The following is a 14,362-nucleotide window of genomic DNA, read 5'->3' on the forward strand; positions in this document are numbered from 1 at the left end:
AAGACCTCGATTGTTTGGTCATTGGCCACTTTTGTGTCGATGTCCGCCATGATGTCCCCGATTCTTGCGCACGCGCAAACAACCACCTATCCCAATAAGCAGATCCGGATGGTTGTTCCTTATCCCCCCGGAGGTCCGACCGATCTGACCGCGCGTGTCGTTGCGGCTGAAATGAGCAATGCTTTGGGCCAATCCATTGTCGTCGATAACCGTCCGGGCGCCAGTGGGATGATTGGTGCCGAAATGGTGGCCCGTGCAGAGCCCGATGGCTATACTTTTTTGGCAAATGCATCCCTGCATGTCATTAACAGTTATATCTATCCGGACATGCGGTTTGATGCATTGAAAGATTTCGAACCAATTACTCAATTGGCAGCTGTTCCACTTGTGCTGGTTGTACCGGTATCTTCCCCGATCAAGACTGTGAAGGATCTGGTCGAATTCGGCAAAAAAAATCCGGGTAAATTAAATTTCGGATCAGCCGGAAACGCATCTGCACAGCAATTGGCCGGAGAGTCATTTAAAAGTGTCGCCGGCATCGAAATGCAACACGTGCCCTACAAAGGAAGTGCACCTGCATTGGCTGACCTGGTCGGAGGACAAATTCAGCTGATGTTTGATTCCATGCCATCGGCCATGCCCTTCATCAAATCCGGAAAGTTGCGTCCCATTGCAGTGACAACCGTCAAGCGTGCTCAGGCACTGCCCGATTTGCCGACATTAGCCGAGTCCGGTTATCCCGGTTTCGATATAGCAACCTGGTATGGATACTGGGCGCCAAAGGGCACTCCCGCAGCCATTGTCGAAAAATTATCTCAAGCTGCATCCACGGCTCTGAAGAAACAAAATGTGATCGAACAATATGCAGGCATGGGGGCTGAGCCTGTTGGTTCGACTCCCGCCGAGTTTGCCCGTTATAACGCAGCCGAAGCGGTGAAATGGGAAGAAATCGTCCGCAAGTCGGGAGCCAAGGCGAATTAATGGCGGTATTCATTACCGGTGCAAGTAGCGGTTTAGGTGAGGCGCTGGCGCGACATTACGCATCGATCGGTCACTCGTTGGGACTTGTCGCCAGACGTCGTGAACGACTCGAGCGCCTGGCGGCAGATTTGCCGGGACAGCACCGCATCTACGTGCTTGATGTTTGTGATCGGGATGCGCTTCATCGAGCTGCCAATGACTTTTTGACGCAGTCCGGTGGTCATGTCGATATCGTGATAGCGAGTGCGGGTATCAGTGCGGGCACGTTGACTGAAATAGCTGATGACTACCAAGTGTTCAAGTCGATTTTCGAAACCAATGTTTTGGCTACGGTTGCAACCTTCGAGCCCTTCATCGCCGGCATGATCGAAAGACGCAAAGGAACACTGGTCGGAATAGCCAGCGTTGCCGGTGTGCGTGGATTGCCTGGAGCAGGGGCGTACAGCGCGTCCAAGGCCTCGGTTGCAACCTATTGCGAAAGCTTGCGCCTCGAACTCATGCCCAGAGGGGTTGGCGTTGTCACGATCGCCCCGGGCTATGTGCGCACCGAGATGACAGCCAAAAATCCTTATGCCATGCCTTTTTTAATGGACGCGGAAGACTTCGCGATTCGAGCGGCAAAAGCCATTGATCAGCAGAGAACATATAAGGTCATACCTTGGCAAATGGGCTGGGTCGCAAGATGTATGCGCATTTTGCCTGATTGGTTGTACGACAGGCTTGCCGTGAATGCTCCCCGTAAACCGCGCAAACTTTCCTGAATGACTTTCTCATTAGCTAGGCAGTGACGTCATCATCAGACTCACGCGATAAATGGCTGACATCGCCCCAATCGATAATGCGCCATCCATTCGGAGAGACTTCTATTCGATTGATGCTGGCATTTTGCATCGGTGTTTGTCGCGCAGCCCTGAGATCCACCTGACTGGCATGACGCCAGATAATATCCATCGCTCCGCCATGACTTACAACCATGACGCGTTGACCGACGTGTTTAGCAGCGATGTTATCAAGCGCCTTGACAACGCGGCGATGAAAAGTACCAAGCGATTCGCCTTCGGGCAGGTCGGCTTCCGGATCACGACTGCGCCAGATTTTGGCAGCCTCGGGCTGGTGTTCGTCCATGGTATGAAAAATAAGGCCTTGCAAGACGCCGAAATGACGTTCGCGCACCCCTTTTTCGATGATGGGGGTCAAACCTATTGCCTGGCCGGCGATTTGCGCAGTGTGGTGTGCTCGGGTGAGATCGCTACTGTAAATCGCATTGATCAACGGCCCGTCGCGATGCAATCGGGCCAAATGTCTGCCCAGTGCATGGGCTTGATTGATCCCGTTTTCATTAAGAGGGGTATCTTGCCATCCCTGAACACGCCTTTCGACGTTCCAGGGCGTTTCCCCGTGCCTGACTACCCAGATTTCCGTCATACCTTACTTTTTCCGGTTAATCCCCGGAAAAAGTCCGGGGTGGTTCATTGTTCTACAAAAGCTCGCTCAATCACGAAGTCACCGGGAGATGATGTATTGCCTTCATTGAATCCACGTGCTTCGAGCATTGTTTTCAAGTCCCTCAGCAATCCGGGGCTTCCGCAAATCATGATTCGGTCCTGTTCACGATCAAGGGCGGGAACGCCTAAATCGGAAAAGAGTTTACCGTTTTCGATCAAATCCGTGATTCGGCCTTTCTGGTGGAAGTCTTCCCTCGTCACAGTCGGGTAATAGCGTAACTGCTTGCTGATCATTTCACCGAGAAATTCGTGTTCGGGCAGGTTTTTTGTGATGAAGTCGTGATACGCAAGTTCGGCGACTTCACGTACGCCGTGCACAAGGATGACTTCTTCGAATTTTTCATACGTTTCCGGATCGCGGATCACACTGAGAAATGGTGCCAGCCCCGTTCCGGACGAAAGCAGGTAAAGGCGTTTACCAGGAAGTAAATAGTCGATCAGCAGCGTACCGGTCGGCTTTCGACCAACGATAATGGTGTCACCTACTTGGATATGCTGCAATTTCGAGGTCAGGGGACCATCCGGTACCTTGATGCTCAGAAATTCGAGATGCTCCTCGTAATTGGCGCTGGCGATGCTATAGGCTCGCAAAAGGGGTTTGCCGTTTTCACCGCGCAGTCCGATCATGGTGAAGTGACCGTTACTAAACCGTAGTGCGGAGTCCCTGGTGGTCGTGAAGCTGAAAAGTCGATCTGTCCAGTGGTGAACAGACAAAACACGTTCTTCTAGAAAAGCACTCATTTTGAATCAATATCGAGAGGGGGCCGGCAGGGAGAATCCGTGCGGCAGGTCATGCTACAGCGGTCTGACGGTCGAAAACAACAATCTTAACGTTATAAGCTTCCAACCACTAAATGGCTTGAGCATATTGTTTGCTCTAGATCATGTGTATGATCATCCTTCATTGCGCTTTTGTCCGGTTGGTCCCGAGTATGCTCTTTGAAATACTTTGTCGGTGCATATTTGAAGCAAAAGTTAAAAAATATTGAGTATTCGTCAGGTGAATAAGTTGAAAATGAATAACTTCGGATTTTTTCGTGGTCGTCGAATTGTTATGGCTTCCGCTATTCTGGCTTGTTTTGGCGGGTTGTTTTCATCTTCCGCATTTGCTCAAGGCACGATCAAAATCGGTGAAATCAACAGCTATAAAGCCCAGCCGGCTTTTCTGGAACCCTACAAAAAAGGGATGGAACTCGCCGTCGAGCAGATCAATGCATCCGGTGGATTAAACGGAAAAAAAGTCGAGCTGATTACCCGGGATGACAATGCGAATCCCGGAGACGCCGTTCGGGTGGCGGAAGAACTACTCACCCGCGATAAAGTGGATGTGTTGACTGGTTCGTTTTTATCGCACATTGGCCTTGCCCTGACGGATTTCGCTAAACAGAAAAAAGTATTTTTTCTCGCAAGCGAGCCTTTGACCGATAAGATCGTCTGGCAAAACGGCAATCGATATACGTTCAGACTAAGAACTTCAACTTACATGCAAGTCGCGATGCTTGTGCCCGAGGCAGTCGCCATGAAGAAAAAACGTTGGGCAATCGTTTATCCCAATTACGAATATGGGCAATCGGCGGTTGCCACTTTCAAGGCTCTCATGAAAGAGGCACAGCCTGATATCGAATTCGTCGTCGAACAGGCACCTGCGCTGGGTAAAGTGGATGCCGGCAGCGTGGTTCAGGCGATTGCCGATGCAAAACCCGATGCGATTTTCAATGTATTGTTCGCCACCGACCTCGCCAAGTTCGTGCGTGAAGGCCATACCCGTGATTTGTTCAAAGGTCGTGAAGTGGTTAGTTTGTTGACCGGCGAGCCTGAATACCTGGATCCTCTGAAGGAAGAAACCCCGAATGGCTGGCTTGTAACCGGTTACCCATGGTATGGGATTCAGACTCCCGAACATCAAGCTTTTGTGAAAGCCTACCAGGAGCGCTTTAAAGACTATCCAAGACAAGGTTCGATCATTGGCTACAGTGCGATCATGTCTTTGGCCGCTGGCATTAAAAAAGCGCAAAGCACTGATACCGAAAAATTGATTGCTGCATTCAAAGGGTTGACATTACCTTCTCCTGTTGGCCCCATCACTTATCGTGCGCTGGATCATCAGTCCACGATGGGTAGTTATGTCGGACGCACGAAAAACGTTGACGGCAAAGGGGTGATGGAAGGATTCCGTTATATGGACGGTGCTAAATTTCTTCCAAGCGACAAGCAAGTGCAGCAATGGCGTCCTCAGGACTGATGTTGATCTCAAATGGATCTTTCGGGCTTTCTCGTTCAGTTACTTAACGGACTGGCCTCAGCGTCATCTCTATTTCTGGTGTCGGCAGGCCTTTCGCTCATTTTTGGCGTGACCCGAATCGTCAATTTTGCCCATGGCTCCTTTTTCATGCTGGGCACTTACATCGCCTATTCGATGGTCAAACAATTCGAGCCTGTTTTGGGTTTTTGGCCAGCATTACTTCTTGCGCCACTGGTCGTGGGATTGATTGGCGTAGTCATTGAAATGTCGCTAATGCGACGTGTTTATCCCGCTCCCGAATTATTCCAATTGCTGGCGACCTTTGCCCTGGTGCTGGTGCTGAAGGATGTGGTGTTGTGGATCTGGGGGCCGCAAGAACTGCTTGGCCCTCGTGCGCCCGGATTGAAGGGGTCTGTCGAAATATTAGGGCGCCGGTTTCCTCAATACGATTTGTTTCTGATCCTGATCGGGCCTGTTTTACTAATGCTGCTTTGGATCTTATTGAGACGGACGCGGTGGGGTACGCTGATTCGTGCCGCAACACAGGATCGCACAATGGTCGCTGCACTAGGCGTGAATCAGGCCTGGTTGTTTACCGGGGTATTTGCGTTAGGTGCCTTATTGGCTGGGCTGGGTGGAGCACTGCAACTACCGCGCGAACCAGCCAATCTGGATATGGACATGACAACGATTGGCGCGGCCTTTGTTGTTGTAGTTGTGGGAGGGATGGGGTCCATTCCCGGCGCTTTCGTTGCTTCATTATTGATTTCCGAAATCAAGGCTGTCTGCATCTGGTTGGGTATCGTGAATGTATTCGGTATCGATATTTCGTTTTCGAAATTGACGCTTGTCGTTGAGTTTCTTGTGATGGCTGCAGTACTAGTATGGCGACCCTGGGGATTGATGGGGCGTGAGCAGGCGGCAACCAGAAATGTAGGAATGCCTGAACCTGCGTTGAGAGCTTCAGGGGTTGCCTTCAAAGTCTGGGTAGGCGTGTTGTTTGTTGTTCTGTTCGCGATGCCATGGCTAACGGCATCGACACCTTATTTGATGGTATTGGGAATCGATTTGCTTGTCGCGGTTTTATTCGCGACAAGCCTGCATTTCATCATGGGGCCGGGCGGAATGCATTCTTTTGGCCATGCCGCATATTTCGGTTTGGGCGCCTATGGCGCCGCGTTGATGTTGCGCTCGGCAGGCGTCAGCATGGAGTTCGCTTTACTGGCTGGTCCGATCGCCGCTGTTTTAGGGGCAGTGCTTTTCGGCTGGTTTAGCGTGAGATTGACTGGAGTCTATCTGGCTATGCTGACATTGGCGTTTGCCCAGATTACTTGGTCGATTGTCTTTCAATGGGATGATTTCACCGGGGGCTCCAACGGCCTGACGGGGATATGGCCGTCAACATGGTTGTCGGATAAAAATCGCTATTACTTGTTGACCTTAATGTTTGTTGGTGCAAGCGTCTGGTTGTTGAGGCGTATCTTGTTCGCTCCATTTGGCCTGGCCTTGCGCGCTGCGCGAGATTCATCCATTCGCGCCGAAGCTATCGGAATCGATGTCAAAACGGTGCAATGGGTGGCGTTCATATTGGCGGGATTATTCGCCGGCCTTGCCGGTGCGCTCTACGTATTTTCAAAGGGGGGGATTTCCCCCGAAAGTTTGCATGTCGGAAAATCAGTCGATGCGCTTGTCATGGTTTTGCTTGGCGGAATCCAGAGCTTGTCGGGACCCGTGGTGGGGGCGGTTGGCTTCACTTGGCTTCATGATACCGTTGCCCGTCATGCGGAGTATTGGCGAGCTTTGTTGGGTGGATTGATTTTGTTGCTGGTTTTGTTGTTTCCGCAAGGGATCGCCGGTTATGCCAAGTCGCTCAGGCATTATGCGGCACGGGGCGACTCATGAGCCTTCTGATTGTTGAGCATGTCTCCAAATTTTTTGGAGGCGTCCGGGCTGTGGATGATGTCAGCTTCGAATTAAAGGCCGGAGAGATGCTGGCGTTGATCGGTCCGAACGGTGCCGGAAAGTCTACCCTTTTCAATATGATCAATGGACAGATTCGCGCCGATCAAGGCTCGATCCGTTTGCTGAAAAATGAATTGATTGGTCGATCGACCAGAGGAATCTGGCGTCTTGGAGTGGGTCGAACCTTTCAGATCGCGCACACCTTTTCCAGCTTGACCGTAGTTGAAAATGTACAGATCGCATTGCTGTCTCATGAAAGAAAAGTATTCGGATTCCTGCGCTCAGCTGCGGGTTTATATCGGGGGCGTGCGCTGGCCTTGCTTGAGCAAGTGGGCATGGTCGATCAGGCCGATCGGGCTTGTCATGAATTGGCCTATAGCGACAATAAGCGTGTGGAACTCGCGATTGCGTTAAGTAATGATCCGGCTTTGTTGCTGATGGATGAACCCACCGCCGGCATGGCATCCAGGGAGCGGAGTGATCTAATGATTTTGACGCGTCGACTGGCCACTGAGCGCAACATCGCAGTCCTGTTTACTGAACACAGTATGGATGTTGTGTTTGCACATGCTGATCGAATGATTGTTTTGGCCCGAGGTCGATTGATTGCTCAGGGTTCGCCTGAGGCTGTGCGTGAAAATGCTTTGGTGCGGGAAGTGTATTTCGGCAGTGGTGTCGTAAGTGGATTGAAATCGGCAACCGCTCGGGGCGTGAGTGATGAATAATCAACCGATTCTCGCTGTGAGTGATTTGTGCGCGTGGCACGGACCGGCGCAATCTCTGTTCAATGTGAATCTTCAAATTTACCGAGGCGAGGTTGTAGCTTTACTTGGATCGAATGGCGCGGGTAAATCCACGCTGTTCAAGGCAATCATGGGGTTGACTGATCGGCGAAACGGTCAGGTGTCCTGGCTGGGGCAAGATGTTTCCCGCTGGCCAACGCACCGAATAGCAGCTTGCGGGCTGGGTTATGTACCTGAGGATCGTCGAATATTCACGGATCTGACAGTGCTTGAAAATCTGGAAGTGGGGCGTCAGCCTCAAAGGTTTTGGCCCGATGGTTCAGTAGCACCATTCTGGGATAAGGAAAAATTGTTTGAATTATTTCCGAATCTTGAAAAGATGCCGACAAGACCGGGTGGGCGGATGAGTGGCGGAGAGCAACAAATGTTGAGCGTAGCGCGCACACTCATGGGTAACCCTTTACTTCTTCTTTTGGATGAGCCATCTGAAGGGGTGGCACCTGTGATTGTGGAGCAAATGGTTCAAATGGTCTTGAGCCTCAAGAAACAAGGTGTGAGTATTTTGCTTTCCGAGCAAAATCTGCCTTTTGCCGGGCTAGTCTGTGATCGTGGCTATGTTCTTGAGAAAGGTGAAATTATTTCTGCTGGTTCGATGTCCGATATTTCCAGCGATTTTGCATAGTCTCGCTCCCTTCAACTGCATTCGAACCTAAGCGCAAATCAGAGTGAACTTGCAATTGCTTGCAAGATTGCTCACAATAGAGACTTCTAGTCTCTGCCCCGGTTCCGACCCGAGCCGGGGTTTTGCTTTTTTTGGGAAATAATCATGTCCACTCTTCCTCTTACTGTGCGCGGGGCCGAGCGTTTGCAAGCTGAATTACATCGACTCAAGCATGTCGAACGTCCTGCCGTGATTAATGCGATCGCCGAGGCGCGCGCCCAAGGCGACTTGTCTGAAAACGCCGAATACGATGCTGCTCGCGAACGTCAGGGCTTTATTGAAGGTCGTATCGCAGAGCTCGACAGCACGCTTTCGAATGCCCAGTTGATTGATCCGACTTCAATTGATGCCGACGGTCGTGTTGTTTTTGGCGCTACAGTCGAAATCGAGGATCTGGAAACTGGCGAAAAAGTGACGTATCAAATCGTAGGTGATCTCGAGGCCGATATTCGTCACAATCTGATTTCGGTATCGAGTCCGGTCGCCCGCTCTTTGATTGGCAAACACGAAGGTGATGTTGTAGATGTCAAAGCACCTTCGGGAGTGCGCGAGTATGAAGTGATTAGCGTTAAATATATTTGACGTTAACGCTTGACCGGGGCCCGACGACGCGTTGTGGCCCCCAGTGTGCCGCGGCGAGCACCGGCACGCAAAGACAAGGCGCTACGTCTCGGTATGCCGTGACCGGGATCTTTGGTCGCACGGGTGGTTGGCCGTGCAGGCCTGTCCGAGCTGAAAACCGTTGGCCGGCCTTTGGTTTCTTCAATAGGGGCATCGCGTTCGGCACGGGTGCGCCGGGTCGGCTTTTCAAGTTTTTTACCTTGTGCCGCCAGTTTTTTGGGCGTGTGCGGTTCACTTGCCTTGCGTTTTGATGGATCCGCAGTCTTGGCTTCGGGTTTAAGATATGTGCCTTTGGAGCCGAAACGGTACAAAATCAGCATTTTGCCAAGATGATGCACGGCTGCGCAAGATAGCGTTTCGCAAATCGTGGCGAGCATTTCATCACGAGCCTGGCGATCGGCGGTACCCGCGCGAACCTTGATCAGTTCGTGGACGGAAAGGTTTAAGTCGATTTCTTTGAGCACGGCCTCTGTCAGTCCGTTATCCCCGATCAGGACAACCGGGCGCAACGGATGGGCTGCGGCACGAAGCGCGCTGCGCTCGCGAGGGGTAAGTTCCATAGTAGTCATAGGGGTTATTGTACGGTAATGGCTAAAAACAAATTTTCCAAAGAATGGGTCATGCAGCATATTAATGACCCATTCGTAAAGTTGGCCCAACAAAAGGGCTATCGGGCGCGTGCCGCCTTCAAACTGACTGAAATTCTGGATGCCGAGAAGCTTTTACGCAAGGGGAATGTCGTGGTGGATCTGGGATCGACTCCCGGAAGCTGGTCTCAGGTTGCCAGAGAGCGTCTGGTCGGAAAAGAGGGGGTCATTGATGGCCGAATCCTGGCAATGGATATTTTGCCGATGGAGCCGATTGCCGGGGTGGAGTTTATTCAGGGTGATTTCACCGAGGATGAGGTGCTGGAGCAGATGAATAAGACTCTGGAAGGATGTCCCGTTGACCTGGTGATGTCCGATATGGCTCCGAACTTGTCCGGTGTTGGCAGCGCAGACTCGGCCAGAATTCAACATATTTGCGATTTGGCTCTTGAATTTTCGCTTTTGCACCTCAAACCTGAAGGTGCATTGATTGTCAAAGCCTTTCATGGAAGTGGTTTTTCTCAGATTGTTGAAAGTTTTAAGCGGCATTTCAAGCGAGTGGTTGAACTTAAGCCAAAAGCCTCTAGACCTCGGTCTTCCGAAACTTTCCTGATCGCAAAAGGTCTTAAAAGGCAATGAAGGATAGATAAGAGTTTGTTACTTGAATAACCCGGCATCGCTCGGTGATCCCTCGGATAAAGGGTAGAATCAAGCTATTGCTAATTTGCGAAATTCCCTGTAGGCCAATAGGGTTATCGCTTGTCGGAATTACAAGCAGGAGATCGGCCTTGAACAATTCCTTTTCAAAAGTTGCGGTCTGGATCGTGATCGGTCTGGTGCTGTTCACGGTTTTTAAACAATTCGATGGACGCAGCCAGTCTCAGGACGGCGTGAGCTATACACAGTTCATGGACGACGCCAAAGCCGGCAAAGTGCGCCGGGTGGACGTCCAGGGCGATGTATTGCATGTCACACCTGATTCTGGTCGCTCTTACACGTTGACGTCCCCGGGCGATTTGTGGATGGTGTCTGATCTGATGAAGGCCGGCGTGCAAGTGTCAGGCAAGTCGCGCGAAGAGCCATCGTTTCTGATGAGTATTTTTGTCTCGTGGTTTCCGATGTTGTTGCTGATCGGCGTTTGGGTGTTTTTCATGCGCCAGATGCAGGGTGGTGGCAAGGGCGGGGCGTTTAGTTTTGGCAAATCCCGTGCCCGCATGCTTGACGAGAGCAGCAACTCCATCACGTTTGCGGATGTGGCCGGATGCGATGAGGCAAAAGAGGATGTGCAGGAACTCGTCGATTTTCTTCGTGATCCAAGCAAATTTCAGAAGCTCGGTGGTCGCATCCCCCGAGGCGTGCTGATGGTGGGTTCGCCCGGTACCGGTAAAACATTGCTCGCCAAAGCGATTGCCGGAGAAGCCAAGGTTCCGTTCTTCAGCATTTCGGGTTCCGACTTCGTCGAAATGTTCGTTGGTGTCGGTGCCGCGCGAGTGCGCGACATGTTCGAAAACGCAAAGAAGCATTCCCCTTGCATTATCTTCATTGATGAAATCGATGCGGTTGGTCGTCAACGCGGTGCAGGCTTGGGTGGTGGCAATGACGAACGTGAGCAGACTCTGAACCAGATGCTGGTCGAGATGGATGGCTTCGAGTCGGGTGTAGGCGTTATCGTGATCGCTGCGACAAACCGTCCGGACGTGCTTGATCCGGCGCTGTTGCGCCCAGGCCGCTTTGATCGTCAGGTAGTGGTGCCGCTTCCCGATATTCGTGGTCGTGAGCAGATCCTCAAAGTGCACATGCGTAAGGTTCCGATTGCCCAAAACGTCGATGCACATGTGTTGGCGCGTGGTTGCCCCGGCTTTTCGGGCGCCGATCTGGCAAACCTGGTCAACGAAGCAGCATTGTTCGCGGCGCGCCGTAATGGTCGCACTGTCGACATGTCCGACTTCGAAAAAGCTAAGGACAAGATCATCATGGGTGCAGAGCGTCGCTCGATCGTGATGCCCGAAGAAGAACGTCGCAATACGGCCTACCATGAGTCGGGTCATGCGATTGTTGCACGCATGTTGCCCAAGACCGATCCTGTACATAAGGTCACGATCATCCCCCGCGGGCGTGCTCTTGGCGTGACCATGCAGTTGCCCGAAGGTGATCGCTACAGCATGGACAAAGAGCGCTTGCTTTGCACGATTGCCGTGTTGTTTGGTGGACGTATCGCTGAAGAACTGTTCATGAATCAGATGACTACAGGTGCTTCAAACGATTTTGAACGCGCGACCGCCATTGCCCGTGACATTGTGACCCGTTATGGCATGACGACCGAGCTTGGTCCAATGGTTTATGCCGAAAACGAAGGCGAAGTGTTTTTGGGTCGTAGCGTCACCAAGACGACAAACATGTCCGAGGCGACCCTGCAAAAAGTCGACGCCCAGATTCGCAAAATCATCGATGAGCAGTATGCGGTGGCACGTTCGATTCTCGAAGCTCAGCGTGACAAAGTCGAAATTATGACTAAAGCGTTGCTTGAATGGGAAACAATCGATTCGGATCAGATCAACGACATTATCGAGGGGCGTCCTCCACGTCCTCCCAAAGTTCCGCAAGGTCCCTCCGACTCTTCGGATACGCCTACCGGAACCGCTCCGGGTGCGACTTCCAGCGACACGGCTGCTGCAGTCTGATCGCTCCGGGGTTTGACCTGAATGTCGGATAAGTGGTTATGCGGGCGCTTCGAGTTCATGCTCAAGCGCCCGCTTTTAATGGGCATCGTGAATGTCACGCCGGATTCCTTTTCGGATGGTGGTGAACATGCGACCGTGCAGAGTGCAATCGATCATGCGCATGCCTTGATAAAAGAAGGCGCCGATATGATCGATATCGGTGGTGAATCCACCCGACCCGGCGCTAGCGCTGTTTCGATTGATGACGAGCTTGCGCGCGTTGTCCCGGTGGTTCGCGCACTACGCGACGAACCTGTGGCGCTATCAGTCGACACCTGCAAACCCGAAGTGATGCGCGCCGTTCTGGATGCCGGTGCGGACATGATTAATGATGTGACCGGCTTCAGTGATTCGCGATCTCAAGCCATCGTGGCGAAACACGCAAACTGCGGCGTCTGTATCATGCATATGCAAGGCGAGCCAAGAACGATGCAAGTGAATCCTCAGTACGGAGACGTTGTGGCTGAGGTCGAGCAATACTTGCTTGGGCAGGCACATCAGTTGATCGAGCTTGGGGTGCAGAAAAATAGATTGACGCTGGATCCCGGCTTTGGATTCGGCAAGACGGTTCGGCAGAACTATGTGTTGCTTCGCGAATTGAATCGAATCGTGAAGCTTTCGTATCCTGTTCTTTTGGGTGTTTCTCGTAAATCGATGATAGGCGCAATCACCGGCCGATCGGTTGATCAAAGGCTGGCCGGTAGCATCGCCGCAGCTTTGGCGGGTGTTGCGCGTGGTGCGGCGATCATTCGTGTGCATGATGTGGCAGCGACAAAGGATGCGCTGGATGTCTGGCAAGCGGTGGAAGAAAGAGGCGATAACAATGAGTAAGAAAAAATATTTCGGTACTGATGGCGTGCGCGGTCTGGTGGGTGGCGATGTCATCAATGCCGAATTCGCATTAAGGCTAGGATATGCCGCCGGCAAAGTATTAGCCAAAGAGCACTCGACCAAACGCGGGCGTCCTACAGTACTAATCGGTAAAGATACCCGTATCAGCGGCTATATGCTCGAATCGGCGCTGGAAGCAGGGTTCGCCTCTGCTGGCGTTGAAGTTTTATTGGCCGGACCGTTACCGACTCCCGCAGTCGCTTATCTGACAAGGACTTGGCGCCTTGCAGCAGGGATTGTGATTAGCGCATCCCACAATCCTTATCATGACAACGGTATCAAGTTCTTTTCGTCCCAGGGGATGAAGTTGCCCGATGCAACGCAAGAGGCGATTGAAGCCGCACTGGATGAGCCGATGCAGTGCGTGAGTTCGGAGCAGGTTGGTCGGGCCCGTCGTATCGATGATGCCCCCGGGCGCTACATCGAGTTTTGCAAAAGCACTTTTCCTTCCGATCTGGATTTGGATGGACTCAAGCTGGTCGTCGATGCAGCTAACGGTGCCGCGTATCATATTGCCCCACATGTGTTCAGAGAGCTGGGTGCGCAGGTGCATGCAGTGGGCGTTTCACCCAATGGCTTTAACATCAATGAAGGTGTCGGCGCTTTGCATCCGGATAGTCTGGCTCAGGAAGTGAAGGCACAGGGCGCGGATTTGGGTATAGCACTGGATGGAGATGCCGACCGGATTCAGATGGTGGACGCGCAGGGTCGTGTTTATAACGGTGACGAGCTTTTATATGCCGTTGTTCGCGAGCGCATGATGAGAGGACCCGTCGAGGGGGTAGTGGGCACCTTGATGACCAATTATGGTTTTGAGCGCCAGATCAAAAAGCTGGGTATCGGATTCGAGCGCGCTCAAGTCGGTGATCGTTATGTGCTGGAGCAGTTGCGTCAGCGCGGGTGGCTTTACGGTGGAGAGAGCTCCGGACATCTGCTTTGTCTGGACTGTCATACAACGGGTGACGGTATTATCGCTGGCCTTCAAGTGCTGGCTGCTTTAAAACGCAGCGGCGAATCTTTATCGCAATGGTTGTCCGATCTGCGCATGTATCCACAACTGATGGTCAATGTGCCGTTAACCGAAGGTGTCGATTGGAAAAATCACGCAGGATTGATGTCCGCCCAGCAAGCAGTCGAAACCATGCTGGGTGACTCCGGGCGCGTGCTCATACGCGCTTCCGGTACGGAGCCTAAGTTGAGACTCATGGTTGAAGCCGAGAGTCAGGAATTGGCTAACAGAGGCATAGAGATGCTCACTGCAGTCGATTTGAGTCGATAAATCCGCGGCCTCGGATCGAGAGCGTTTCCGAACTTCATTTAATAAAACCTTCATTTTTCTGTCACCCTCCTGCAATGTCGATTGTTCAAACTGTCGACATGACAGGAGGA

The 14,362-nt window shown here is 52.0% G+C and carries 14 protein-coding genes; 11 read left to right on the plus strand and 3 right to left on the minus strand.

All coding sequences use genetic code 11. The features are described 5' to 3' along the window. Positions 1-39 precede the first annotated feature (39 nt). Both G3I67_RS11345 and G3I67_RS11350 read left to right on the plus strand, forming a co-directional pair. Positions 40-981: a Bug family tripartite tricarboxylate transporter substrate binding protein gene (locus tag G3I67_RS11345; protein WP_163655545.1), complete on the plus strand. Its 942-nt coding sequence runs from the start codon at positions 40-42 to the stop codon at positions 979-981. Next, on the plus strand, positions 981-1,742 hold the full coding sequence (locus G3I67_RS11350) for an SDR family oxidoreductase (RefSeq protein ID WP_163655416.1): 762 nt from the start codon (positions 981-983) through the stop codon (positions 1,740-1,742). The genes G3I67_RS11345 and G3I67_RS11350 overlap by 1 nt, the downstream gene beginning before the upstream one ends. A gap of 16 nt (positions 1,743-1,758) precedes the next feature. Here G3I67_RS11350 and G3I67_RS11355 read toward each other — a convergent pair whose 3' ends face one another. After that, entirely contained in the window at positions 1,759-2,406 is a 648-nt protein-coding gene (locus tag G3I67_RS11355; RefSeq protein WP_163655419.1) for a histidine phosphatase family protein, read from the minus strand. A gap of 44 nt (positions 2,407-2,450) precedes the next feature. Next, positions 2,451-3,227, minus strand: coding sequence for a ferredoxin--NADP reductase (locus G3I67_RS11360; RefSeq protein ID WP_163655421.1), 777 nt, complete (start codon positions 3,225-3,227; stop codon positions 2,451-2,453). A gap of 313 nt (positions 3,228-3,540) precedes the next feature. Here G3I67_RS11360 and G3I67_RS11365 point away from each other — a divergent pair, with 313 nt between their 5' ends. The 5 genes from G3I67_RS11365 (at position 3,541) to greA (ending at position 8,736) form a co-directional block, all read left to right on the plus strand. Then, positions 3,541-4,728, plus strand: coding sequence for an ABC transporter substrate-binding protein (locus G3I67_RS11365; RefSeq protein WP_163655423.1), 1,188 nt, complete (start codon positions 3,541-3,543; stop codon positions 4,726-4,728). A gap of 12 nt (positions 4,729-4,740) precedes the next feature. Next, complete coding sequence (locus G3I67_RS11370; RefSeq protein ID WP_163655425.1) at positions 4,741-6,630, plus strand: ABC transporter permease; 1,890 nt, start codon at positions 4,741-4,743, stop codon at positions 6,628-6,630. Continuing rightward, entirely contained in the window at positions 6,627-7,415 is a 789-nt protein-coding gene (locus G3I67_RS11375) for an ABC transporter ATP-binding protein (RefSeq protein ID WP_163655427.1), read from the plus strand. The genes G3I67_RS11370 and G3I67_RS11375 overlap by 4 nt, the downstream gene beginning before the upstream one ends. After that, a complete protein-coding gene (locus G3I67_RS11380) occupies positions 7,405-8,115 on the plus strand; it encodes an ABC transporter ATP-binding protein (protein ID WP_163655429.1) in 711 nt (236 codons plus the stop codon). Before G3I67_RS11375 ends, G3I67_RS11380 begins: the two co-directional genes overlap by 11 nt. 144 nt (positions 8,116-8,259) lie before the next feature. Continuing rightward, positions 8,260-8,736 (plus strand): transcription elongation factor GreA, encoded by a 477-nt coding sequence (greA, locus tag G3I67_RS11385; protein ID WP_163655431.1) that lies wholly within the window; start codon positions 8,260-8,262, stop codon positions 8,734-8,736. 2 nt (positions 8,737-8,738) lie between these two features. Here greA and G3I67_RS11390 read toward each other — a convergent pair whose 3' ends face one another. Then, entirely contained in the window at positions 8,739-9,344 is a 606-nt protein-coding gene (locus G3I67_RS11390; protein ID WP_163655434.1) for a YhbY family RNA-binding protein, read from the minus strand. Between the two features lie 18 nt (positions 9,345-9,362). Between G3I67_RS11390 and G3I67_RS11395 the strand changes: the two genes are divergently transcribed. The 4 genes from G3I67_RS11395 to glmM all read left to right on the plus strand — a co-directional run bounded on the left by G3I67_RS11395 (position 9,363) and on the right by glmM (position 14,252). Then, a complete protein-coding gene (locus tag G3I67_RS11395) occupies positions 9,363-10,001 on the plus strand; it encodes an RlmE family RNA methyltransferase (RefSeq protein WP_163655436.1) in 639 nt (212 codons plus the stop codon). A 149-nt stretch (positions 10,002-10,150) separates the two neighbouring features. Further along, complete coding sequence (gene ftsH, locus G3I67_RS11400; RefSeq protein WP_163655438.1) at positions 10,151-12,043, plus strand: ATP-dependent zinc metalloprotease FtsH; 1,893 nt, start codon at positions 10,151-10,153, stop codon at positions 12,041-12,043. 21 nt (positions 12,044-12,064) lie between these two features. Then, positions 12,065-12,913, plus strand: a complete 849-nt coding sequence (folP, locus tag G3I67_RS11405; RefSeq protein WP_163655440.1) for a dihydropteroate synthase — start codon at positions 12,065-12,067, stop codon at positions 12,911-12,913. Beyond that, complete coding sequence (gene glmM, locus G3I67_RS11410) at positions 12,906-14,252, plus strand: phosphoglucosamine mutase (protein WP_163655442.1); 1,347 nt, start codon at positions 12,906-12,908, stop codon at positions 14,250-14,252. The genes folP and glmM overlap by 8 nt, the downstream gene beginning before the upstream one ends. Positions 14,253-14,362: the final 110 nt, after the last annotated feature.

The sequence above is a fragment of the Sheuella amnicola genome, assembly GCF_010499255.1.
Classification (GTDB): Bacteria; Pseudomonadota; Gammaproteobacteria; order Burkholderiales; family Burkholderiaceae_B; genus Zwartia; species Zwartia amnicola.